At 35.2% G+C, this 22,907-nt stretch carries 25 protein-coding genes; 8 read left to right on the top strand and 17 right to left on the bottom strand.

Annotated features, from left to right (window positions below; all coding sequences use genetic code 11):
- The first annotated feature begins 6 nt into the window (after positions 1-6).
- The 3 genes from PBT91_RS16770 (at position 7) to PBT91_RS16760 (ending at position 3,118) form a co-directional block, all read left to right on the top strand.
- Positions 7-1,419 carry a hypothetical protein gene (locus tag PBT91_RS16770; protein WP_270059607.1) on the top strand — a complete coding sequence of 471 codons (1,413 nt, stop codon included), beginning with the start codon at positions 7-9 and terminating at the stop codon, positions 1,417-1,419.
- Between the two features lie 91 nt (positions 1,420-1,510).
- A complete protein-coding gene (locus PBT91_RS16765; protein ID WP_270059606.1) occupies positions 1,511-2,653 on the top strand; it encodes an endonuclease in 1,143 nt (380 codons plus the stop codon).
- A gap of 24 nt (positions 2,654-2,677) precedes the next feature.
- Positions 2,678-3,118, top strand: a complete 441-nt coding sequence (locus PBT91_RS16760) for a hypothetical protein (protein WP_270059605.1) — start codon at positions 2,678-2,680, stop codon at positions 3,116-3,118.
- Between the two features lie 36 nt (positions 3,119-3,154).
- Here the strand turns inward: PBT91_RS16760 and PBT91_RS16755 are convergent, their stop codons facing one another.
- Positions 3,155-4,189 carry an endonuclease/exonuclease/phosphatase family protein gene (locus PBT91_RS16755; RefSeq protein WP_270059604.1) on the bottom strand — a complete coding sequence of 345 codons (1,035 nt, stop codon included), beginning with the start codon at positions 4,187-4,189 and terminating at the stop codon, positions 3,155-3,157.
- 114 nt (positions 4,190-4,303) lie between these two features.
- Here PBT91_RS16755 and PBT91_RS16750 point away from each other — a divergent pair, with 114 nt between their 5' ends.
- Genes PBT91_RS16750 through PBT91_RS16740 form a run of 3 tightly spaced genes read left to right on the top strand, consistent with a single transcriptional unit; the run spans position 4,304 to position 8,922 of the window.
- A complete protein-coding gene (locus PBT91_RS16750) occupies positions 4,304-7,123 on the top strand; it encodes a TonB-dependent receptor (protein ID WP_270059603.1) in 2,820 nt (939 codons plus the stop codon).
- A 2-nt stretch (positions 7,124-7,125) separates the two neighbouring features.
- The gene (locus PBT91_RS16745) at positions 7,126-8,493 is read left to right on the top strand and encodes a DUF5689 domain-containing protein (protein ID WP_270059602.1); all 1,368 of its coding nucleotides are present in this window, start codon (positions 7,126-7,128) and stop codon (positions 8,491-8,493) included.
- 30 nt (positions 8,494-8,523) lie between these two features.
- Entirely contained in the window at positions 8,524-8,922 is a 399-nt protein-coding gene (locus tag PBT91_RS16740) for a hypothetical protein (RefSeq protein WP_270059601.1), read from the top strand.
- On the opposite strand, the gene PBT91_RS16735 is transcribed toward PBT91_RS16740, so the two are convergent.
- Positions 8,923-9,660: a hypothetical protein gene (locus tag PBT91_RS16735; RefSeq protein ID WP_270059600.1), complete on the bottom strand. Its 738-nt coding sequence runs from the start codon at positions 9,658-9,660 to the stop codon at positions 8,923-8,925.
- Between the two features lie 70 nt (positions 9,661-9,730).
- Here PBT91_RS16735 and PBT91_RS16730 point away from each other — a divergent pair, with 70 nt between their 5' ends.
- Positions 9,731-10,243 (top strand): ClbS/DfsB family four-helix bundle protein, encoded by a 513-nt coding sequence (locus PBT91_RS16730; protein ID WP_270059599.1) that lies wholly within the window; start codon positions 9,731-9,733, stop codon positions 10,241-10,243.
- Between the two features lie 62 nt (positions 10,244-10,305).
- On the opposite strand, the gene hflX is transcribed toward PBT91_RS16730, so the two are convergent.
- The 13 genes from hflX to PBT91_RS16665 all read right to left on the bottom strand — a co-directional run bounded on the left by hflX (position 10,306) and on the right by PBT91_RS16665 (position 20,369).
- Positions 10,306-11,526, bottom strand: coding sequence for a GTPase HflX (hflX, locus tag PBT91_RS16725; protein WP_270059598.1), 1,221 nt, complete (start codon positions 11,524-11,526; stop codon positions 10,306-10,308).
- Between the two features lie 118 nt (positions 11,527-11,644).
- Entirely contained in the window at positions 11,645-12,541 is an 897-nt protein-coding gene (locus PBT91_RS16720; protein WP_270059597.1) for a DUF3078 domain-containing protein, read from the bottom strand.
- A gap of 2 nt (positions 12,542-12,543) precedes the next feature.
- A complete protein-coding gene (locus PBT91_RS16715; protein WP_270059596.1) occupies positions 12,544-13,059 on the bottom strand; it encodes a DUF2480 family protein in 516 nt (171 codons plus the stop codon).
- Between the two features lie 10 nt (positions 13,060-13,069).
- Positions 13,070-13,393, bottom strand: a complete 324-nt coding sequence (locus PBT91_RS16710) for an iron-sulfur cluster assembly protein (protein ID WP_092539958.1) — start codon at positions 13,391-13,393, stop codon at positions 13,070-13,072.
- Position 13,394: 1 nt separating this feature from the next.
- Positions 13,395-13,772, bottom strand: coding sequence for a SufE family protein (locus tag PBT91_RS16705; RefSeq protein ID WP_084841237.1), 378 nt, complete (start codon positions 13,770-13,772; stop codon positions 13,395-13,397).
- Between the two features lie 43 nt (positions 13,773-13,815).
- A complete protein-coding gene (locus tag PBT91_RS16700; protein WP_270059595.1) occupies positions 13,816-14,277 on the bottom strand; it encodes an META domain-containing protein in 462 nt (153 codons plus the stop codon).
- Positions 14,270-15,508 (bottom strand): aminotransferase class V-fold PLP-dependent enzyme, encoded by a 1,239-nt coding sequence (locus PBT91_RS16695; protein WP_270059594.1) that lies wholly within the window; start codon positions 15,506-15,508, stop codon positions 14,270-14,272. The genes PBT91_RS16700 and PBT91_RS16695 overlap by 8 nt, the downstream gene beginning before the upstream one ends.
- A gap of 48 nt (positions 15,509-15,556) precedes the next feature.
- A complete protein-coding gene (sufD, locus tag PBT91_RS16690; RefSeq protein WP_270059593.1) occupies positions 15,557-16,870 on the bottom strand; it encodes a Fe-S cluster assembly protein SufD in 1,314 nt (437 codons plus the stop codon).
- 73 nt (positions 16,871-16,943) lie between these two features.
- Positions 16,944-17,696, bottom strand: coding sequence for a Fe-S cluster assembly ATPase SufC (gene sufC, locus PBT91_RS16685; RefSeq protein WP_270059592.1), 753 nt, complete (start codon positions 17,694-17,696; stop codon positions 16,944-16,946).
- Between the two features lie 43 nt (positions 17,697-17,739).
- Positions 17,740-18,123, bottom strand: coding sequence for a hypothetical protein (locus PBT91_RS16680; RefSeq protein WP_270059591.1), 384 nt, complete (start codon positions 18,121-18,123; stop codon positions 17,740-17,742).
- Between the two features lie 12 nt (positions 18,124-18,135).
- Entirely contained in the window at positions 18,136-19,581 is a 1,446-nt protein-coding gene (gene sufB, locus PBT91_RS16675; protein WP_270059590.1) for a Fe-S cluster assembly protein SufB, read from the bottom strand.
- A 35-nt stretch (positions 19,582-19,616) separates the two neighbouring features.
- Positions 19,617-20,006, bottom strand: coding sequence for a four helix bundle protein (locus tag PBT91_RS16670; RefSeq protein WP_270059589.1), 390 nt, complete (start codon positions 20,004-20,006; stop codon positions 19,617-19,619).
- A gap of 33 nt (positions 20,007-20,039) precedes the next feature.
- Positions 20,040-20,369 (bottom strand): HesB/IscA family protein, encoded by a 330-nt coding sequence (locus tag PBT91_RS16665; protein WP_270059588.1) that lies wholly within the window; start codon positions 20,367-20,369, stop codon positions 20,040-20,042.
- Between the two features lie 297 nt (positions 20,370-20,666).
- On the opposite strand from PBT91_RS16665, the gene thiL reads away from it, so the two are divergent.
- Positions 20,667-21,722, top strand: a complete 1,056-nt coding sequence (gene thiL / locus PBT91_RS16660; RefSeq protein WP_270059587.1) for a thiamine-phosphate kinase — start codon at positions 20,667-20,669, stop codon at positions 21,720-21,722.
- On the opposite strand, the gene PBT91_RS16655 is transcribed toward thiL, so the two are convergent.
- Both PBT91_RS16655 and PBT91_RS16650 read right to left on the bottom strand, forming a co-directional pair.
- The gene (locus PBT91_RS16655; protein ID WP_270059586.1) at positions 21,719-21,976 is read right to left on the bottom strand and encodes a DUF1660 family phage protein; all 258 of its coding nucleotides are present in this window, start codon (positions 21,974-21,976) and stop codon (positions 21,719-21,721) included. The two genes, thiL and PBT91_RS16655, sit on opposite strands and share 4 nt — an antisense overlap.
- 93 nt (positions 21,977-22,069) lie before the next feature.
- Positions 22,070-22,840 (bottom strand): alpha/beta fold hydrolase, encoded by a 771-nt coding sequence (locus PBT91_RS16650; protein ID WP_270059585.1) that lies wholly within the window; start codon positions 22,838-22,840, stop codon positions 22,070-22,072.
- Positions 22,841-22,907 lie beyond the last annotated feature (67 nt).

Below are 22,907 nucleotides of genomic sequence, written 5' to 3'. Positions count from 1 at the left end.
ATAGAAATGAAAAAATTTTTCACTCTAATAGTAGGCTTAACCACTCTTTTATCGGTTGGTTGTGATCCTATGGACGATATTTATGATGATATCGACACCTCTTTTGTAAATGAAGCAATCTTAGAGATCGAGCTTACAGACGAAGATTATGAAATGCTCGGTTTAGAGGAAACAAAAAATTTCAATAGTGTTGATGAAGCAATAGCGCTAATTCCTAATCTATTATCGAAAAAGTATCCTACATTAACCAAGAATTCTTCTGCAACTGTTTCCTTTAATGTGAGTGGTGGTACTGCTTATCGAGTAACTGAATATACTGCAGTGAATTCTGATTATACAGGTGATAAATATTTTGCAGATCTTAATGATGTACAGTCTTTTCTGTCTAATAAATATCCAGAAGCAAAAGAAGGTGATTACGTTGTTTTAACATACACAACTAAAGCTACTCAAAATGAGTATATACTTAAAGAGGATGATTTTATTTTACTTGGAGATGAACTGGCTTCAAAATATCCTGACCCTGCTGGAAATGCAGCCAATTTTAAAAATTTTGATTTAAGATCAGATAGAGATACTTACTGGAGTGATGCTATGATTCTTGAAGCATTAAACATTGTTATGACAGATGTTTATCCTTCAGCGCCTGATGGTGAAAAATATACCGTAACCTATAAAACATATGATGGTTCTTCAGGTAACCAAAGTAAATCGCTAATTAAAACATCTAATGGTTTTGAAGTAGATGCTAATGCTTCAGAGGCTACAGAAGTGATTACAAAGGCTTATGCTTTTATTGATTCTGATTGGGATGAAGCTCTAACTTTAGAAAGAGCCGATTATACTGCTATGGGGCAAAGCTATCCCAATTTTGACGATGAAGATGAAGCGGCCTATAAGTTAGGTATCTATTTAAATAAAATGTATCCATATGCAGAACCTGGAGATCAAGTTGCGTTAACATATGATTATTATAATGGAGGCTCAACAGCTCCTGTATATGCCAATTTTATATTCAAAGATGGAGGGTTTTCTATTTTGCCTTCAGATCCAGAAGATATCGAGGATGTAAAAAGTTCATATCAGTTTTCTTTCAATGGAGAAGAGTGGATAGGAGAAGTTATTGTAAGGTATCAATTGACTGATGCAGATTACGATGCTATTGCTGAAGAATTTAAAACTAAGTACGAAGCACAAGCTGATAACCTAGAAAACTATGGTAATTTCAATAGACAAGGATCCAGTAATAGCTGGACTGATGAGATGATGGTAGAAGTGATGTCATTTTTACTTAATTCCATCGCTGCAGATGCTGAAGCAGGTCAAAAATATATCGTTACCTATAATTCTTATCCTGGCCCATCAGAGACATTGAACTTGGTTAAAGCTGAAGATGGAACTTGGACTAAACAAGAGTAATATAACTTGAATTTTAAAATATAAACCTCCTACATATTTTGTTGGAGGTTTTTTTCTCCTATTGAAAATTTCTTAAATAAAATTATATATAATGAAACAAAATAAAACCATATTAAGATTAGCTGTTGCGTTCAATTTAGCGCTTTCTTTAGTTATTTCAGGTTGTAGCAGTGATGATGATATTAACCTAACAGATGATTCGGTAGATACAGGTTCTGAAGTTGAGCTACCTGTTGCCAAGCCAGATAGTTATACCGTGTTTGAAAATGAATCTCTTATTATTAAAGATTTATTAGCTAACGATGAAATTTTTGAATTTGGTCGCGTAGGAGCAATAGATGATGAATCAGAAGAAGGTGGTGAGATTATTGATAATAGAGACGGTTCTTTTGTTTATACTCCTGCAGAAAATTTTACAGGAGAAGATAAATTTGAGTATACTTTATACGATGCAGAAATCCCTGCTAATAAATCTGAAACTACAGTAACTGTACTAGTAGAGAAAAAGCCTGTTGACGGTCCTATATTGGGAGATGCTGAAGTTGTAGAATTCAATATTCCTGCTGATCTAGAATCGTATTATGAAGATGTTACATTTGCAAAGGATGAAGATTATACTTATGCTGTTTTGCACAATCTTACAGAAGATAAGCACACCACGTATTTAAGTTACGGAGAGCGTCATGATTATTTATATTCTGCAGATGCAGATTTAGATAACGCTGAGAATGTAATTTTATATTATAGCGGCGAGAGCCGTGATGCTAGAGAGTATGAGTCAGGTAACAATTCTCATAAGCCTCAGACATTCAATACAGAGCATACTTACCCGCAATCTCTTTTTGACAGAGAAGAGAATATAAGAGGGGATTTGCATCATTTACGCGCTGCCGATAAAGAAGTAAACTCCTTACGTTCTAATTATCCATATGCAGAAGGAAGTGGCGAATATAAGCTTATAGGTACAAATTCTTTTTATCCTGGGGATGAGTGGAAAGGTGATGTAGCGCGTATGATACTTTATTTAAATGTACATTATAGCTTAAGTTTTGACCAAGTAGGAAACTTAGATCTTTTCCTTAAATGGAATAGAGAAGATCCTGTTTCAGAATTCGAGATGCAAAGAAATAATGTAATCGAAGCTGCGCAGGGTAATCGTAATCCATTTATAGATAATCCATATCTTGCAACTCTTATTTGGGGAGGTGAAGATGCGGAAAATCGATGGGAATAGCCTACTTTTGTAAAAAAGATAATCATGTACCAAACTGTTCAATTTATACATTCATACTGGGCTTATCTAGTTGTAATTATGCTAACCGTAGCAGCTGTTAGCGCCATTATTGGTTGGGTTTCTGGTAAAGAATATAGTGCCGGCAATTTTAGAATTTCGCTATTTACGCTTATTGTTTCCCATATTCAGTTACTTATTGGGATTGTACTTTATTTTACAGCACCATATTTTAAAATGTGGGGCGAAGTTGGGATGAGCGGAGTAATGGCTGATGATACACTTAGATTGTATAATATGGAACATCCACTTATGATGATTATTGCTATTGTTTTAATCACCGTAGGATATTCTAAACACAAGAAGAAGCTAACCTCTACGCCAAAATTTAAAACTTTAGCGATATTTTATACGATTGCTTTATTGGTACTTCTTTCAAGAATTCCTTGGAATGCTTGGTTGTCGTAAAGAAATATAGTCTATAACTATTAAAAATCCTCGCTTTCAGTGAGGATTTTTCTTTTTAATGAGGTGTAGATATACAGGAAAATGATCGCTAAACCCACCTAAATAGCCATTATAGCCATAACTTCGGAAAGGGTAGTCTTTATACTGCCCGCTTGAAGTAATCAAATAATCTTTTTTGAAAATTCCGGCTCTATAGTATTGAAATTGCTCATAATTTTTAGTGGTCATAGCACCTGAAACTAAAATTTGATCGAATAAATTCCAATTATCACGATAGGCTAAACTTCCTAAGCCTCTTTTATACATTTTGAGCATGGGATTATAAAACTGAAATTGATTAGCCTTTTCTGAAGTTTTCAGCAGATCCTTCACATTTTCATTTTTAGGATCATCATTAAAATCTCCCATATTTGCAATTTTGAATGAAGGATCGATGGCCCAAAGCGAATCGCAAATTCTTCGATTCGTTAATGCAGCCGATTTTCTATAATTTCGGCTCGCTTTTTCCCCACCACTTCTGGAAGGCCAGTGATTTACTAAAAATGCAAAATTCTCAGCTTCAATACTTCCTGTAGTAACTAAGATATCCCTGGTATAAATTCTTTTTCCCTCATTGTTCTGAATAAAAACAGCAATAGCTTTTGATGTTTTTGGCGTAAATACATCTTTGTTATAGAGTAGTGCATTATCAATACCACGGCGATCTGGGGAATCAAAATGAATAACTTTATAATTCCGGTTTTGTAATTCCTCGGTATTCAATAGATCTTCGAGTACGCCATAATTTTCGATTTCGCATAAGCCAATAATTTCTGGACTGCTGCCAGAGAGTTCTGTTCCGATTTCAGAAAGAACCCGGCCAATATTATTTAATTTTAGCTGATATTTTGTTTTAGTCCACACGTCTTTACCTTCAGGTGTACGATCGTCATCAAATGTAAAATTGTCGTTTTCAGTATCAAAAAGGTTCTCAGTGTTATAAAATGCTACGGTCAAAACTTCATAAGCAGCCTGATCTTGAGCAACCAAATTTCCGAAGAAAAAGAGAAGTGTATAGTGTATTGGGTTCATTTTCAATCTCATAAGCTATATGAAATCAATGTTAAAATTATACTATAATAAAAATAATAAATACGGTTTAGTGTATAATTTACTAATTTAACGAATATAAGTAATTGTTTTTCAATGCGTAGTGCTGTTTTTGTTTGGACGATTGTATTTTTTGCTGGTTTTATTCAGGCTCAAGAAATAAAAATTTCAGGCAAAATAATTCACGTTCATTCCCAAGATGTAATTGGTGGCGTTACGATTCGTTTAGAAAATCAATTTTTAGAAGTACGAAGCACTGCTAGCGGAGAATTCAATTTAAACTATAATGATTTGGAAATGGGAAACTATATTCTAAATATTTCAAAATTTGGTTTTAAAACATTGCGCTTTCCTATTCTTATAAATCGAACAAGTTTAGATTTAGGTGCGATTACGCTTACTCCAGATTTTACCGAGCAGCAAGCGCAATTAGGAAGTGTTAACCTTAGCGAAAACGAGCTTGACGATGACCAAATTGATGCCGGTTTTTCTTCTATTTTGAATGCTGGAAAAGATGCTTTTTTAAATGCTGCAGCTTACGATTTTAGCCAGACATATTTTAAACCGCGTGGCTATGATAGCCAGTATGGCTTGGTGATGATCAATGGAGTTCCACTAAATAAAATCAGCAATGGTAGACCGCAGTGGAGTAATTGGGGCGGGTTAAATGACACGCAGCGAAATCAGGATTTTAATTTTGCGGTGAGTCCTGTGGATAATAACTTCGGAAGTTTGGCAGGATCTACAAATTTTGTAATGCGTGCCTCAAAATTCTCGAAAGGAGGACGGCTTACTTTATCGGCTGCCAATAGAAGTTACCGATCCAGGATTATGGCGACGTATAGCTCGGGTGAATTAAAAAATGATTGGTTTTATACTATTTCGCTTTCCGGCAGATTTGCTGATGAGGGCTATATGGAAGGAACCTCGTACAACGCAAAATCAGCTTTTCTTTCCGTAGAAAAAAAGATAGATGAAGCTCATAGTTTAAACTTTGCAGCAATTTATACGCCTAATATTCGTGGAAAATCGGCGGCGATTACAGATGAAGTTTTTGAACTAAAAGGAAGAAAATATAATAGTTACTGGGGATATCAGGGAAATGAAATTAGAAATTCCCGTCAACGGCGCGTAGAAGAGCCTATTTTGATGCTGAATCACTTTTGGGAACTCTCAGAAAATACTCAGATAGTTACAAATCTCGCCTACCAGTTTGGAAATATTGGAAATACCCGGATCGATTATGGAGGTACAAATTTAATTCGGTTTAACGATCAGGTGTCTTACGATGGCGGCGGCCAAAACCCAGATCCCGCCTATTATCAAAATTTACCAAGTTATTTTTTACGATTTAAAGGAAGTGAAAATTACGAAGCCGCATATCGAAGTGCGAATGCATTTCGAGAAAATGGCCAATTAAACTGGGATGCGATCTATGAAGCCAATATTGCTGAAACCAATGCAGGAAATAATGCCGTCTACGCCTTAACCGAAGACCGTAATGATGATCGCTCGATTTTTTTAAATTCCACTTTCGATCATAAAATAAATTCAGATTTTAAGCTGAATGGTGGAATTAATTTTCAGCATTTACAAAGCCATAATTATGCAAAAATCGATGATCTTTTTGGTGGAAATCGTTTTCTGGATATCGATTTTTTCGCTGCGCCAACAAATGATTTTACGCTGGAAGAGGTAGCTCAAAGTGATCTTCAAAATCCAAATCGATTGGTGGGTGAAGGGGAGACTTATAAATATAACTATGATCTAAATTCGACAAAATTAGAAGCTTTTTCTCAGCTTCAATTTATAACTAAAAATATCGAAACTTACCTCTCAGCAAAGGTTAGTTCAACAAACTATGATCGAGTTGGCAATTATCAAAACGGACTTTTTCCCGATAATTCTTTAGGAAAAAGTTCAGCATTACATTTTATGGATTTTGGTTTAAAATCTGGACTAACTTATCATTTCACAGGGCGTCATTCGGTTTCTTCTAATCTGTTTTTTGCTACTAATTCTCCAACGCTTCAAAATAGTTTTGCGAATCCGCGGCAAAATAATACGGTAGTTCAAGATCTGGATAGTGAACAAATTTATAGCGCAGATGTGACGTATCGTTATCGCTCGCCAAATTTCAACTTAAAAATTAGTGGATATTTCACTCAATTTCGAAATGTAACCGATGTTTCTTTTTACTATGTTGACGGACTTTCGGGCCTTGGCAGAAATACCACTACTGCATTTGTTCAGGAGATTTTATATGATGCCGAAAAACAGCATGTGGGAATCGAATTTGGTGCTGAAGCGCAGGTAACTTCTACGATTAAATTAAAGTCGGCCTTAGCGCTTGGACAATTTATTTTTTCCAATAATCCCAATTTGTATCTAACCAGCAATAGTTTTGCCGGCAATGTGAATTATGGGGAAACTCGCTTAAAACATTATCGTCTTGCCAACGGGCCACAGCATGCAGCACAAATAGGTTTTGAATATCGCGATCCCGATTATTGGTGGTTTGGTGTTACGGTAAACTATTTTGCAAATGCATTTATTAATGTGAGTCCTTTGTTGCGAACTTCAAATTTCGCTACCGATACAGATGGACTACCGCTTGAAAATTATGATGCGCAACTTGCTAGAGCGTATTTAAAACAAGAGAATTTAGGCGATTACTTTTTGCTGAATGCTATTGGAGGCAAATCCTGGAAATTGGGAGATTATTATGTGGGCCTTTTTATTAGCCTGAATAATATTTTGGATCAGCTTTACAAAACCGGTGGTTACGAACAATCCAGAAATGCCAACTTTATCAGCTTGCAGGAAGACCGTGAGCGCGAAACGCCTGTATTTGGCAATCGTTACTGGTACGGTTACGGCACTACTTATTTTGCTAATCTATATGTTCGGTTTTAAAAATGAAGAAATTTTTACTCCTTTTAATTCTTATTGTAATCAGTTGTGTGACGACAGATGATTATGACGTGCCACAAACTCAGGTTCCGGCAAATGTAAATATAGAAGGTAAGGAAATTAGCCTAAGAGCGGTAAAGAATAACTATGATGAAGAAACTGGTGATATTTTTACATTTTCGGGCGATCAATATTTTGAAGGCTATGTGATTTCTTCAGATCGAGCGGGTAATTTTTATAATGAATTGATCCTTCAGGATAGCCCTGAAAATCCGGAAGCGGGGATCCAAATTTTAATTGATGAAAATGCCCTTTATCAACGTTATAACTTCGGAAGAAAAGTTTTTGTGAAACTAAACGGATTAAGTATTTCAAAAAATAGTGGTTTAATTCAGCTAGGAAAGCAAAATAGGGGAGATCTTGATCCTATAACGCCTTCAGAAATCGACGAATATTTAGTTCGTTCAGAAATTGTAGAAGAAATTATTCCGCAGCAAATCGATATTGGTGATTTTTCAGCTGCATTTTTATGCACTTACGTGGAGTTGGATAATATTCAGTTTAACCGAAATCTATTCACGCAAACCAACAGCACCTTTGCTGCAGAAACTTACGATCAATTTGATGGTTTGCGGCAGATCGAACAATGCGGAAGCGACGACACTGCTTTATTAAGCACCAGCACGTATGCCGATTTTAAGTCGATAAATTTACCGGAAAGCTCGGGTACGATATTGGGCGTTTTAGGACGTGATTTTTATGATGACTTTTATGTAGTTCAGGTGAATTCTACTGAAGATCTTTCTTTTGGAAATGAGCGCTGTGACCCCAAATTTTTTAGCTGCGGAAAGAATACTGAAGAAGGTGAGAGGATTTTTTTTGAAGAAAACTTTGCTGAGATCACCAATGAGAATAAGTTGGATCCTTTAGGATGGACAAATATTAACTTAACCGGTGGCGAAGAACGATTTGTTGATGCCACTTCTAACGGAAATCGAACGATTCGAATCTCGGGATACGACACAGGAGAAAATCCTTTGGAAGCCTGGCTGGTTACACCACCAATCGATCTTTCTCAGACGCAAAATGAGGTGTTATCTTTTGATATTAGGGCATCTTACGATAACGGTACCATTTTACAAGTTTACGTAAGTGATGATTTTAGTGGAGATGTGAAAGATGCAAATTGGAACTTATTGGAAGCCAATATTCCAATGGGACCTTCTAATCAAAATGCTACCGTATTTAGAAATTCTAAAATAGATCTTTCGTGTTTTGATGCAGAAGTTTATATCGCCTTCCGGTATCGCGGTAGAGATCCTTCTCGAACCACAACTTATGATATTGATAACATCAAAATAAGTGTTAGATAATTAACTTAGCTGCGTCCTAAAAACAAGAAAATGAAATTTACTATTTGCTTTATTTTACTGCTTTTTGGTATTCATTTTATGAATGCTCAAGATCTTGAAGGTGTTTGGCTATGGAACTCACCAGATGGCACTCAGAATTTTGAAGTGGAATTAGAAAAAGTAAATGACAAAGAATATCGTGGCAGGCATTGTGCTGTTTTTGATAACGGCAATCGTATTGACTGTAATAGTGAAAAGGACACTTTTTCTATCACTATGGTGAAGATTGCTGAAGATAATTATGCCGGTACAATAGAGAGCAGTTACGAAAAATCAATAGGAAAAATAAGAATGCAATATTATGTAGAAGATGATCTATTGCACTTCAATCTTACCGAAAATCCAGTTGGAATCTTTTATTTGCCTGAAGAAGCTATTTTAACCCGATAATTAATCCTGAATGATTTCACTAGCTTTGTAAGGAGACCAAATTTCGTAAATAGGATCGCCACTAGAGCTCTTGCCGCGATGATTCCATTCGTTATTCATGAGCTGATAATCGAAAGTTAAGCTGGCGCCGACGCGAAAATCGTCTTTAGAGAAAAATTCGATATTTTCGATATATTTCCCATAGCTGGCGGAATACGTTCCACCGCCTGTGGCAAAAAATTCTCCTGTGGCCGAGTTGTATGCTATCCATTGAAAGCGAGTTCCGTTAAGTATCTTGATCGTTTTACGATCTCCAATTTCACGTCTTTGCATTGCGCCATCTCGCTCGCGACCTGTTATGATCCAAACTCCAGAAAGATCGTCCTGAAAATCACTAATCTTAAGCCAGGTTTGTGAGAAACCATCATTCCACATTTTTAGAGTATCTTCTTTAATATCAATATCGTACTTTTCAGTAACACCAACTTTTAGAGAATCTTCCGAGTCAAATTCATATTTTTCGGAATATAAAGATTCACCTGTTTTATAAAATCCGCCCCTAGCACTTTTAAATTCATAATCACCTTCTTTGGTTCCTTCAGCAAAAAAACCATCTTGATAAATTCTAACTGTAGTTAGTTCAGTAGGAATTTTATTTTTTGAAATAAGCTCCCAAGAGCCTTCCAAGCCTGCCAAAAATTGTGCATTTACAAGCTGAAATATACTGAAAGCTATAAATGAAAAAAGTATCCTCATCATCGAGATTTTTAAAATGAAGATACTAATTTTAGTTCATAATCAAACTGAAGTTTATTATAGTTGAATCTTTATGGCAGTTCCAACAAATAAGAGAGAGTTAATAGACGATATCAAAACAACCTATTCTAAATTGAAAAAAGATTTAGAAGATATCCCATTGAAATCAACTAAAACTAAAGAGCTTGAAGGACATGCAAAAGACACCAATATGAGTGTTTGTAACCTGGTGTCTTACTTAATTGGCTGGGGAGAACTTGTCTTGAAGTGGGATAGAAAAATGAAAAATAATAAACAGGTTGATTTTCCCGAAACTGATTATAAGTGGAATGAATTAGGCAAATTAGCTAATAAATTTTATTTGGATTATGAGCATCTCCAGTATTTGGAACTGCTCGAAAAATTAGATAAGGTTTTTGTAGAGATTCTAGAAATTATCGAAAATAATTCGAATACGGAATTATATCAAATAGCTTGGTATGGAAAATCGACAAAAGGAAAAATGATACAGTTTAATACCTCTTCACCTTATAAAAATGCAAGGACTAGAATAAGGCACTGGAAGAAGTCTAAGGGAATTACATAATAGAAACAGCGAGTGAAAACGATAATTCACCCGCCGCTGTATGTTGATGGAATAATTTTTACCTATTTCTCTTCTCCGTATTTATCATATTCGGGATACAGAAAATTATTGTACGGAAATCTGGTAATATGAATTTGGCGTACAGCTTCGTAAACCTTTCTTCTAAAGTGCTCCATATTTTCCTTTTCTAAGGCTGAAATAAACAATACGTTATCACCAAGGCGATTCATCCAGGTTTGTTTCCATTCTGCCAGTGTATAGTGTGCTGTAGTTTTTTCAGTAACAAGATCGTCTTCTTCAATTTCTTCAGGAACATATTGATCGATCTTGTTGAAAACCATAATCGATGGTTTATCGGAACTTTTTATTTCATCCAAAATTTGGTTTACAGAATTGATATGATCCTCAAAATTAGGATGGGAAATATCAACTACATGTAAAAGCAAATCTGCTTCTCGTACTTCATCTAAAGTCGATTTAAAAGACTCTACAAGTTGTGTAGGTAATTTTCTAATAAATCCTACCGTATCTGTAAGAAGGAACGGTAAATTACGTATCACAACTTTTCTAACGGTGGTATCGAGTGTTGCGAATAGTTTATTTTCAGCAAATACTTCACTTTTGCTAATCGTATTCATTAAAGTAGATTTTCCAACATTGGTGTAACCTACCAAAGCAACGCGAACTAATTGTCCACGGTTTCCTCTTTGCACTTCCATTTGCTTGTCGATCGTTTCCAACTTCTTTTTTAGCAAAGAAATTTTATCTCTAACGATACGACGGTCAGTTTCAATTTCGGTTTCCCCGGGACCACGCATTCCAATACCACCACGTTGACGCTCTAAGTGAGTCCACATACCGGCAAGACGCGGCAATAAATATTCATATTGTGCTAATTCAACTTGCGTTCTTGCATAGCTGGTTTGTGCACGCTGGGCAAAAATGTCTAGAATTAAATTGGTTCTATCTAATACCTTGCATTTTAATATTTTTTCAATATTCTTTTGCTGAGCTGGAGAAAGCTCATCGTCAAAAACAGCGGTTCCTATTTCGTTGTCAGATATGTACTGTCTTACTTCTTCCATCTTCCCAGTACCAATAAATGTTTTTGGATTGGGAAATTCCATTTTCTGGGAAAATCGTTTGGCAACTTCCCCTCCGGCAGTATAGGTAAGGAATTCTAATTCATCAAGATATTCCTCTAATTTATCTTCTTTCTGATCTTTGGTTATGATCCCAATTAGAACAGCTTTTTCGTAACTTAAATCGGTCTTTTCAATCATAACTACAAAGGTACATAATAGATTAGTATTGTGATTTTTCAGTCGTTTTTTTCAAATAATTTTAACCAAAAAAGCCTGTAATTTTAAATACAGGCTTTAAAAATTTCGTATTTGTGTTTTAGAAATTATAATTAAACCCTAATCCAAAAACTTCCCTTACCTGAAAAGCTCCAACGGCATTATCATCATAAATGGTTTGGAAAATGAAATTAGTCGATAATAATTCGTTAATTTTCATTTTTACATTAACCGTGTAATCGATATCTACGTTTTGCGGATCTTCAAGGTAATTAGAATATAGGTTTAGAATGTTTTCCACTTTCACATTCTTTATCAACTCAAATTTCGCATAGGCAGAGATCGCTGCACCAAGCTCAAATCTGGCAGATTTACCTTGATCTACACCAAAATAGTCACCATCTTGATAACCATCAACACTTGTAAAATAAGAATCGACAATTATAAATCTTCCTGTTGCCGGTGCGATGTTTACATAGAAGTTTTCATTTTTCTTCCAAAGCATACCGGGACCAAACTGGAGGTAAGCTGGAGACAAGAAGTTGGTACGCTCGGTACGAATAGTTTCTCCCGTATCGGCATCTGTACTATAATTATAGCCTTTAGTAACCTGTGTTCTAAAATTTGTAAAAAATGAATAATACCAATTAGATTCTTCTACTTGCTTACCTGCAACCGAGTTGATCTCTAAGCGGTCACTAGTTTTTCTTGGAAATTCGTCACCTTTTTGCTTTGTCATTCCGTAGTCTACTAAAACTTTAGAATCCCAGGTGAAATCGTCTTTTAGATAATTGAAATCGTAATTAAAAATTAAGTTTCCAGAAATGTTGGAAGTTCCTCCTCCAGTCCATTCCGCATTAAAGGCCGATTGATTAAAAAGAAGTTGGATGTTTCCTTCTGTAGTCCAGCCTTCTTTTTGCTCTTCTGAATCGTCATCTTGAGCGCTCATGCTTAACGTTCCACCTAAAATTAGCAGGCTAAGTAAAAGTTTTTTCATTTTTAATTTTTTGGTTTTTTGTACAATGGTACTGAAGAGCATGCTTCACCATACATTATACTTTTGGCTATGGGTTGTAGTTTATTAATAAGTAATAAATAGGCATTTTTAGGTACTGGCTTATTGGCACATCCTTTAATAATTACCGGTTTATCTTTTAATTCTGAAAGATCCATTTGCTGAATAACTTCAGTATAAAGAATGGTTTCTAGGTACTCTAAAGAACCGTTAACCGTTTTTTTAGCATAGGGTTGAAGGTAGGTGGCTATAAGCATATAAGCCCATGCCGGGATAATAGCATCTGTACTGCATTCTAAGGCAACATAGCAATCTTGATACTGGCTCCAATCATGGTTTTTAGCCTCTTCTCTAAAAGTGCTTTCTCGAAGTACAAAACCTTCCAACAACCATCCTGAAATATCAAAAGTCACTCTTCGACCTTTTGGATAATAATCCTCTAGATTGAAAGTGACTAATTTGCTATTTGCTACGCGATTTACGATTTCTTCTGTAGCCATAAACGTTCTTTTATAAAAGTCCTAATTCTAATTTAGCGCCTTCGCTCATTAGATCCTGGCTCCACGGGGGATCAAAAGTAATTTCAACTTCAGCGTCTTTTACTTCGTTTAAAGATTTTACTTTTTCTTCCACTTCCTGAGGTAGCGATTCTGCTACCGGGCAATTTGGCGTAGTAAGGGTCATTAAGATCTTTACATCGTAATCTGTACTTACCATTACATCGTAAATAAGTCCTAGCTCGTATATATCTACAGGGATTTCAGGATCGTAAATGGTTTTAAGCACTTTTACGATTTTTTCTCCCAATTCCTGAGTGTCGATTTCCTGTTCCATTTTATTTTAATTGGGTTTGATATGCTATTGCATACATTTTTAGTTGTTTGATCATACTTACCAATCCGTTTGCACGGGTAGGGGATAAGTGTTCTTTTAATCCAATTTCGTCGATAAACTGAGTGTCTGCTTCCAGAATATCTGATGGATGATGCCCTGAAAATGCTCTAATTAAAATGGCTACGATACCTTTTGTAATTATTGCGTCACTATCTGCTGTGAACTCTAGTTTCTCGCCGTTTAACTCGGCATGAACCCAAACTTTACTCTGGCAACCTTTAATTAGGTTTTCTTCGATCTTATATTTTTCGTCGATTAGCGGAAGTGATTTTCCAAGCTCGATCATATATTCATAACGCTGCATCCAATCGTCGAACATTGAAAATTCATCTATAATTTCTTCCTGTATTTGCTGTATAGATTTACTCACTTTTTTCGGTTTTTATAAGGCTTATTAAAACCTCATTATTACTTGATAATAATCTAAGTTCTTTTTCAGAAAAATCGAATTTGGTAATTTTAGGCAATATTTTAGAGATGATATTCTCGTTATCCATTGCTCCCTGGCAAAATTTCCTGGTACTTATCGCATTAGAAAATGTAAGCTGATCTTTACCAATTTCGTATTCAGCGGCTATATTATTACAATCTGTATTAATTGCCAGCCTTTTTTCTTCTGAAATAAAATCAAATATAAGATTCCCAAGATTCTCTTTCTTACGATTCAGTGTTTTAACCGAATATTCACCTGAAATTTCAGAATTATTTAACGTTTTTTGGTCGCTCTCGCTAAGATTGGGCGTTTCTTTAGGCTTATTTTCTTCTTTACAGCTAATAATTAAAAGGGAACTAAAAATTGCTAAAATCGATAAAGATTTATGCAAGCATGGTTTTAGCTTTAATAACGGCTTTAATAAATGCATCTATTTCTTCTTTTGTATTATAAAACGAAAAAGAAGCGCGAACCGTACCCGGAATTTTATAAAAATCCATAATTGGTTGTGCACAATGGTGCCCGGTTCTCACTGCTATTCCCAATTTGTCGAGAATAGTCCCGATATCATACGGATGCATACCGTTAATATTGAAAGAAATTACGGCTGTTTTTTCTTTTGAAACTCCGTAAATCTCCATTCCGTCTATTTTCAGAAGTTCTTTTGTGGCATAATGAAGCAATTCTTCCTCGTAAGAAGCAATCTTATCAAAACCAAGAGCATTCATATAATCTAATGCTGCTCCAAAAGCGATCCCACCGCAAATATTAGGAGTTCCTGCTTCAAATTTATGTGGAAGATCGGCAAAAGTAGTTTTCTCGAAAGTTACTGTTGCGATCATCTCACCACCACCTTGGTAAGGAGGTAATTTGTTTAGCCACTTTTCTTTTCCGTAAAGCATGCCAACACCGGTTGGTCCACACATTTTATGGGCAGATACTACATAAAAATCTACATCTAAAGCCTGTACATCTGCTTTGATATGTGGCGCTGCCTGGGCACCATCTATTAAAACTGCCACATCATATTCGTGTGCTTTGGTGATGATTTTTTCAATAGGATTTACCGTACCTAAAGCATTGGAAACATGATTTAAAAATACAAGTTTGGTTTTTTCTGAAAGTAATTCTTCAAAAGCAGAATAGATTAATTCTCCCTCCTGGTTCATTGGAATTACCTTTAAAATCGCTCCAGTTTTTTCAGCTAAAATCTGCCACGGTACAATGTTAGAATGATGTTCCAAAGCAGAAACGATAATTTCGTCACCTTGATTCAGCAAAGAAGCAAAACCATTTGCAACCAGATTTATCCCATGAGTTGTTCCAGAGGTGAAAATGATTTCGTGTGCCTTTTCTGCATTAAAATGCTTTTGTATCGTATGGCGAGCATGTTCATACTTATCTGTAGCTTCCTGAGATAAAGCATGGACACCGCGATGAATATTTGCATTGTAATTTGAGTAATAATCTACAATCACGTCGATTACCTGTTGCGGTGTTTGTGAAGTTGCAGCATTATCAAAATAAACGAGAGGATAACCGTTTACTTCTCGTTTAAGAATAGGAAAATCCTCTCTAATTTTTTCTACGCTATATTCTAATGCTTCAGTAGCTGTACTCATATCTTAAAATTTTTGCTGAATAAAATGGGCTACCTAAAAAATAGCTATCTATAAATTGAAACCTAGTTCTACGCCTAGTTTTTCAGCAATAATATTATTGATTCTTTTCTTAATTTCAGGAATTTTGACGCTTGCTAAAACGTTGTTTGCGAAGGCATACATCAATAATCCACGAGCTTCTTTATGCGGAATTCCACGCGATTGTAAATAAAATAAAGCATCCTCGTCTAACTGTCCAATTGTACAACCATGGCTACAACGTACATCATCTGCAAAGATCTCTAGCTGAGGTTTGGAGTTTATCGTTGCTTTATCATCTACCAGGATATTGTTGTTGGATTGATATGCATTGGTTTTCTGTGCTTCTTTTTCTACAACTACTTTCCCATTAAAAACACCTACAGATTTATCGGAAAAGATTCCTTTATAATCCTGGTGGCTCTCACAATTTGGATAAATGTGATGAACCAGTGTGTTGTGATCTACGTGTTGTTTTCCTTCGATAATCGTAACTCCTTTCATGGTAGAGTCGATTCTTTCTCCTTTTTGATAGAAGTTTAGATTATTTCTGGTAAGATTTCCGCCTAAAGAGAATGTATGTACAGAACAATTGCTTTCGTCTTTCTGCTCGATAAACGTATTATCTATTAAAGAGGAACTTGTCTTATCATTCTGGATTTTATAATAATCTACGATCGCACGACGATCTGCAAATACCTCTGTTACCGAGTTTGTTAGCACCGGATGATCGGTAAGACTTTGATGTCTCTCGATAATTTGTACATGAGAATTTTCGTCGACTACCACAAGGTTTCTTGGCTGAAGCAATAAAGAAGACTCATTTCCTGTAGAGAAATTTATGATCTGAATTGGCTTATCGGCCATTGTATTTTTGTGGATATGGATGTACGCACCTTCTTTGGTGAAGGCGGTATTTAGCGAATTTATACCGTTTTTAGGTGCTAGTTTATTGAAATAATTATCTATTACCGGCTTAAACTTTGTTTTGTTTAATGCAGAAGACATTAAACAAACATCGATCTTATCGTGTGTAGTGTTAGATAAATGAGAAGAATAAATACCATCGATAAATACCAAATCATAAGTATCGATATCGTGAATAAGGTATTGCTTGATTTGGCTATATTCTATCGCATCTTCCTTTTTAGGAAAAACACTGTAATCGTGCTTAAGAGTAGATTTTAAAGAAGTATATTTCCAATCTTCCTGCTTTTTAGAAGGAAACCCAAGCGTTTCAAATTCTTTAATCGCCTGGCTTCTTATTTGCTGAACATCATCATCCACCTGATATTGCTCGTCGAAAGCTAAAAATGATGATACTAATTTATCTTTTAATTCCATTTTCTTCAGTTTATCAGTTGTAATACAAATTCATAATTCGGGAAAATCCCATTGATTTTATTGAATTTCAGTATTAAACTGCGCTTTCCTGCTTAATCCAATCGTACCCTCTTTCTTCCAATTCGTAAGCCAGTTCTTTACCGCCTGTTTTTACAATTTTACCGTCAATCAAAACATGAACTACATCTGGTACGATATAATTTAAAAGTCTTTGATAGTGTGTGATTACCAGAACGGCGTTGTTTTCGTTTCTAAGTTTATTCACACCGTTAGAAACAATTTTAAGAGCATCGATATCTAATCCAGAATCTGTTTCGTCTAAGATGGATAGTTTAGGATCTAGCATTGCCATCTGGAAAATCTCATTACGTTTCTTCTCACCACCAGAAAAGCCTTCGTTAAGAGATCTTGATAAAAATTTGCGATCTATTTCCAGTAATTCAGATTTTTCTCTGATAAGCTTAAGCATTTCATTTGCTGGCATGTCTTCTAAACCATTTGCTTTTCGATGTGCGTTAATTGCAGTTTTCATAAAGTTGGTTACAGAAACACCAGGAATTTCTACTGGGTATTGAAACGAAAGGAAAACGCCTTTGTGAGCTCTTTCTTCGGGATCTAATTCAGATAAATCTTCTCCTTCGAAAATAATTTCACCATCAGTCATTTCGTATTCTTCTTTACCTGCAATAACAGAGGATAATGTACTTTTACCAGAGCCGTTTGGTCCCATGATGGCATGTACTTCTCCTGGATTAATCTCAAGATTAATTCCTTTAAGAATTTCCTTTTCTTCTATACTTGCGTGTAAATTCTTTATCTTAAGCATAATTATATGGTATGCATTTGAGCATGCGCTCAAATTATGTTTGTTATTCTTTGCTATTATTTTTTGTGCTATCGGCCAAGACAGCTATAATTTCTCGTAATTCTAAATTTTTTCTAATCCCCGTTTGTCCAGGACTTTGCTTTATTTTACCTCTTACTTTAACCGGAATCATTTCAAAATCATCGGTTTTGTAAGCTTTTAATTGATGTGCTAAAGAGCGGCTTAGGCTATCGATTTCAACATTATAAATAAAGTCTTCCCCTCTAAAAAGTGCAGCTTCATCAGCATAAATAAAATTCCCTATAAGTGTAGGAACTGTGTCTTGTTCTGTTTCTATAACGGTACTTTTTTCAACAGTACTTTCAGGTTCTTCTTCACAGCCAATACAAATAAGCGCTAGTAAAAATATGCACAAAATCTTTTTCATGAGATTCTTAAATTATCCTACCGATCCTTCCAAAGAAATTTCAAGTAGTTTTTGAGCTTCCACAGCAAATTCCATAGGAAGTTTATTTAAAACCTCTTTACTAAAACCGTTAACGATTAATGCGATAGCTTTTTCAGTATCGATTCCTCTTTGGTTACAGTAAAAAATTTGATCTTCTCCAATTTTACTTGTAGTTGCTTCGTGCTCTACTTTTGCAGTTTTGTTTTTAGCTTCGATATAAGGAAACGTGTGTGCACCACATTCATTACCCATTAACAGCGAATCACATTGTGAAAAGTTTCTAGCATTTTCAGCCCGGGGATTAATCTGCACTAAACCACGATATGAATTTTGTGATTTTCCTGCTGAAATACCTTTAGAGATAATGGTACTCTTAGTGTTTTTACCAAGATGAATCATTTTAGTACCGGTATCTGCCTGCTGAAAATTATTGGTTACAGCGATCGAATAAAATTCTCCAACAGAGTTATCGCCTTTTAGGATACATGAAGGATACTTCCAGGTTACTGCAGATCCTGTTTCTACCTGTGTCCATGAGATTTTTGCGTTTTTTTCGCAAATCCCTCTTTTGGTTACAAAATTATAAACACCACCTTTACCATCTTTACTGCCTGGGAACCAGTTTTGAACGGTACTGTATTTTATTTCAGCATCATCTAGCGCTACCAGTTCTACTACGGCAGCATGTAATTGATTCTCATCACGTGTTGGTGCAGTACAGCCTTCTAAGTAACTTACGTAACTAGATTCGTCTGCTACCACTAGCGTTCTTTCGAATTGCCCGGTACCTGCCTGATTAATTCTGAAATAGGTAGAAAGTTCCATAGGGCAACGAACGCCTTTCGGAATATAACAGAAAGATCCATCACTAAATACTGCGGAATTTAATGCAGCATAAAAATTATCTTTCTTAGGTACAACGCTCCCAATATATTTCTTAACTAGTTCTGGATGTTCTTTTATTGCTTCAGAAATAGAGCAGAAAATAATTCCTTTTTCAGCTAAGGTCTTTTTAAAAGTTGTAGTTACAGAAACTGAATCCATAACCACATCTACAGCAACACCAGCCAATTTCTTTTGCTCGTCTAGCGATATTCCAAGTTTTTTGAAGGTATCCAATAACTCAGGATCTACCTCGTCCAAACTTTCGTATTTCGGTTTTTTATTAGGAGCAGAATAATAAGAGATGTTCTGAAAATTAGGTTTTTCATAATGAACGTTTGCCCATTCTGGTTCTGTCATTTTCTCCCATTCTCTATATGCTTCAAGTCTCCATTCTGTCATCCATTCTGGTTCCTCTTTCTTTTTAGAAATTGCTCTAACAATATCTTCATTCAAACCAATAGGAAAAGTATCAGATTCTATATCGGTATAAAACCCATACTCGTATTCTTTGGTTTCGAGTTCTTTTTTTAAGTCGTCTTCAGTATATGCCATCTCTGTATTTTATATTCAAGGCTCAAAATTTAAGGTTATTTAAATTTCGTTCCTTTAAAATCACTCTTTTGCAAATAGTCTATAAAACCATTTATTTGCCTGCTCAATGAAATAACTTTGCTCTTAAAATCTTCAAAATCATCTTCATTTAAATATCCGCGATCAAAAGCTCTATATATTTGTGACCTTGTCTCTCCACATGATGCCTTTGCAATTGAAAGAAATTGAATAAATTCTCTATTTCCGTTTCTTTCAAAACCTTCGGCTATATTATCCATTATAGAACCTGAGGATCCGTTTAATTGACTATATAATTTATAGTCATTTTTAAGATTTGTATTCTTTTTCAAATTATAAACAATCTGACAAATTTCTCTGGACTTCTGCCAAATTTCTAAATCTTCAAATTGTTTAATCGTCGCCAACTTCGAATTTTAAACCTTTAATTTTAAACTTTTTTAAAGGGAAAAACTTTCTCCACATCCGCAGGTTCTTTGGGCGTTAGGATTATTAAAAATAAATCCTTTTCCATTTAATCCGCCAGAATATTCTAAAATAGTTCCGGCAAGATATAATACACTGCGTTTATCTACCACAATTTTAATATTGTTGTCTTCAAAAAGTTTATCATCTTCAGCTTTAGCTTTATCGAATTTTAATTCATACGATAAACCTGAACAACCGCCACTCTTTACGCCGACACGCACAAAATCCTGAAGGCTGTTAAAACCTTCTTCTTCCATAAGAGCAGAAATCTTTTTTCTTGCGTCTTCACTAACTTTAATCATAGCTAAAAAAGATTATTTTAAATCGGTTACAAATATACATTAAAACAAGCGTTTTACCATATCGGCAATATTTGTTTTAAGAATGCATTGATAAATGTATTCGATTGAAATTTAATGCTATTGCAACACCGGAATTGGCAATAGCAGGATTGTTTTGTTACAAAAACCTTCCGATGGTCTTTTATTCTTAATGCTTTAGTAGGATTTTATTATAAACCTTTCATTAATACATATAAAATCTGTTTTGAATATGCAGTTGAAATAATATTCGTTTATTTTGCATAAAAATTATTTGCAATGTTTGATAATAGTGGGCAAACCAGAACAAGTTTATCTGAGTTAGGAGAATTTGGACTTATAGATCATCTAACAAAACACTTTTCACCTAAGCATACTTCTACTGTGAAAGCAATTGGCGATGATGCTGCTGTGCTTGATTTTCAAGATAAGCAGGCCTTAGTGAGCACAGATATGCTTGTTGAAGGAGTTCATTTTGATCTTGCTTATATGCCGCTAAAGCATTTAGGATATAAATCGGTAATGGTTAATGCATCCGATATCTACGCAATGAATGCTAAAGCGACACATATTACGGTTTCTGTAGCGGCGTCAAATCGTTTCCCGGTAGAAGCTTTAGAAGAATTGTATGCAGGGATTAAATTGGCTGCAGATTTATATAATATTGATGTTGTGGGAGGGGATACCACTTCTTCAACTTCAGGACTTTTTATTAGTATTTCTGTATTTGGGGAAGCAGATAAAGAAGACATCGTTTACCGCAGTGGTGCCAAGCCAAATGATTTACTGGTAGTAACCGGTGATCTGGGAGCTGCTTACATGGGGTTACAGGTTTTAGAGAGAGAAAAACAGGTTTTTAAAGCTAATCCTAATGCTCAGCCAGATTTGGACCAGTATACCTATTTGATCGAACGTCAACTAAAGCCGGAAGCTCGTAAAGATATTCCGCCACTTTTAAAAGAACTTGGGGTTAAACCAACATCTATGATCGATATTAGTGATGGTTTATCTTCTGAAATAATACATTTATGCAAAAACTCGAAAACAGGAGTGAGTCTTTATGAGGAGAAAATTCCTTTGGATCCTGCAATGATATCGGTATGCGAGGAATTTGAGATTGATAGTACCACTATTGCTTTAAGTGGCGGTGAAGATTACGAACTTCTGTTTACTATTTCCCAATCAGATTTCGATAAAATTAAGGGCAACCCTAATCTTACCGTAATTGGACATATGAATGATGAAAATGCCGGTATGCATTTAATTACACGTGCAAACCAAGCCATTCCATTGGTCGCCAGAGGTTGGAATTCGATGGATGAAGATAAAGCTTAAGAGGCTTTGGCGTAATGGCGCAATCGACGGTTTTTACGTTTTCTGTGGATTTTGGCGATGTAATTGTTCGTATCCTTAAATTTCTTTGTTAGGGGTGCTAAAAATCCATTCGCTGTATCTGTCATTTCTTGTCCGCAATTAGCGCATTTGTATTCGTGCACATGATCGGTGACATTTTTAGTCACCTTTAACTTATGGCCAAAAATCTTGCAGTATACTTTAGCGAAAGAAAATTTATTGGGGGTGTCTTTCATAAAAGCTTGATTTTTAATTTTTTGACACCATAAAGTTACTAAACTCTTACGAAATTCCCAAAAAACAGCCAATTTTTTGTTAAAGATTATTTTTTAGCTTTTTGATTGTAAAAAATGTAATAATTGATCTTTATTCTCAATATATGATAAATGACCATCCGGGAAGGCTATCAAATTGGTATGTGTGCTTTTTGCAATTTGCGTTATTTTTGTAGTATCTAATACCGGATCTTGCATACCTAAGATTATAAATTTATCCCCGTTAAATTGCTTTAAAGCTTCAGTGCTATCCCCGCGGTCTCTCATTCCCAACGTAGCTGCAATTATATTTTCTGAAGACATTTTCTGTGCTTCACTTTTTAATAGCTCAATTTCTGGTTTGTATTTTTTGTTGTTTTCAGCGGTAAGAAGATTAGATATAGCCATACTTACAAAAGCTTTTTTATTTTTTCTTACTAGGCTGGCTACTCGATTTCTATTTTCTTTTTTTTCAGAATTGTCTTCAGCAGGAGAGGAATTAACAAGACTTATTTTAGTGATTTTTTTAGGATGTTTTTTTAAGATCTCCATAATCACGTAACCACCCATTGAATGTCCTGCGAAGCTAGCTTGTTTAATTTCTAAGTAATCGAGCACAGTAATTACGGCATCGCACATGTCTTCCATAGAATGGACTTCGCCGGTACTTCCCGATTCGCCATGTCCTAAAAGATCAATCGTAACTACCTGGCGATCTTTAGAAAGTAGTTGCTGGTAGTCTCTCCAAATTTCTTTTGTTTCTAAAAATCCATGTAAAAGTATCAAAGGATTGCCTTTTCCCTTTTTTGTAAACTTTAATTGTGTATTTTTATGCAGTATTTTCATAAGCATTACATTAAAAAAGGCCGCAAAATTGACGTAAAAATCAATTTCTGTGGCCTTTTTGTATTTT

Source organism: Zunongwangia sp. HGR-M22, assembly GCF_027594425.1.
Lineage (GTDB): Bacteria > Bacteroidota > Bacteroidia > Flavobacteriales > Flavobacteriaceae > Zunongwangia.
Note: the sequence above shows the minus strand (reverse complement) of the source record. Positions and strands in the feature narration are given on the sequence as shown.

Bases quoted from the DNA above. Each gene is read 5' to 3' on its own strand.
- PBT91_RS16770 (WP_270059607.1), top strand. From the start codon at position 7: ATGAAAAAATTTTTCACTCTAATAGTAGGCTTAACCACTCTTTTATCG.
- PBT91_RS16765 (WP_270059606.1), top strand. From the start codon at position 1,511: ATGAAACAAAATAAAACCATATTAAGATTAGCTGTTGCGTTCAATTTA.
- PBT91_RS16760 (WP_270059605.1), top strand. From the start codon at position 2,678: ATGTACCAAACTGTTCAATTTATACATTCATACTGGGCTTATCTAGTT.
- PBT91_RS16755 (WP_270059604.1), bottom strand. From the start codon at position 4,189: ATGAACCCAATACACTATACACTTCTCTTTTTCTTCGGAAATTTGGTT.
- PBT91_RS16750 (WP_270059603.1), top strand. From the start codon at position 4,304: ATGCGTAGTGCTGTTTTTGTTTGGACGATTGTATTTTTTGCTGGTTTT.
- PBT91_RS16745 (WP_270059602.1), top strand. From the start codon at position 7,126: ATGAAGAAATTTTTACTCCTTTTAATTCTTATTGTAATCAGTTGTGTG.
- PBT91_RS16740 (WP_270059601.1), top strand. From the start codon at position 8,524: ATGAAATTTACTATTTGCTTTATTTTACTGCTTTTTGGTATTCATTTT.
- PBT91_RS16735 (WP_270059600.1), bottom strand. From the start codon at position 9,660: ATGATGAGGATACTTTTTTCATTTATAGCTTTCAGTATATTTCAGCTT.
- PBT91_RS16730 (WP_270059599.1), top strand. From the start codon at position 9,731: ATGGCAGTTCCAACAAATAAGAGAGAGTTAATAGACGATATCAAAACA.
- hflX (WP_270059598.1), bottom strand. From the start codon at position 11,526: ATGATTGAAAAGACCGATTTAAGTTACGAAAAAGCTGTTCTAATTGGG.
- PBT91_RS16720 (WP_270059597.1), bottom strand. From the start codon at position 12,541: ATGAAAAAACTTTTACTTAGCCTGCTAATTTTAGGTGGAACGTTAAGC.
- PBT91_RS16715 (WP_270059596.1), bottom strand. From the start codon at position 13,059: ATGGCTACAGAAGAAATCGTAAATCGCGTAGCAAATAGCAAATTAGTC.
- PBT91_RS16710 (WP_092539958.1), bottom strand. From the start codon at position 13,393: ATGGAACAGGAAATCGACACTCAGGAATTGGGAGAAAAAATCGTAAAA.
- PBT91_RS16705 (WP_084841237.1), bottom strand. From the start codon at position 13,772: ATGTTCGACGATTGGATGCAGCGTTATGAATATATGATCGAGCTTGGA.
- PBT91_RS16695 (WP_270059594.1), bottom strand. From the start codon at position 15,508: ATGAGTACAGCTACTGAAGCATTAGAATATAGCGTAGAAAAAATTAGA.
- sufD (WP_270059593.1), bottom strand. From the start codon at position 16,870: ATGGAATTAAAAGATAAATTAGTATCATCATTTTTAGCTTTCGACGAG.
- sufC (WP_270059592.1), bottom strand. From the start codon at position 17,696: ATGCTTAAGATAAAGAATTTACACGCAAGTATAGAAGAAAAGGAAATT.
- PBT91_RS16680 (WP_270059591.1), bottom strand. From the start codon at position 18,123: ATGAAAAAGATTTTGTGCATATTTTTACTAGCGCTTATTTGTATTGGC.
- sufB (WP_270059590.1), bottom strand. From the start codon at position 19,581: ATGGCATATACTGAAGACGACTTAAAAAAAGAACTCGAAACCAAAGAA.
- PBT91_RS16665 (WP_270059588.1), bottom strand. From the start codon at position 20,369: ATGATTAAAGTTAGTGAAGACGCAAGAAAAAAGATTTCTGCTCTTATG.
- thiL (WP_270059587.1), top strand. From the start codon at position 20,667: ATGTTTGATAATAGTGGGCAAACCAGAACAAGTTTATCTGAGTTAGGA.
- PBT91_RS16655 (WP_270059586.1), bottom strand. From the start codon at position 21,976: ATGAAAGACACCCCCAATAAATTTTCTTTCGCTAAAGTATACTGCAAG.
- PBT91_RS16650 (WP_270059585.1), bottom strand. From the start codon at position 22,840: ATGAAAATACTGCATAAAAATACACAATTAAAGTTTACAAAAAAGGGA.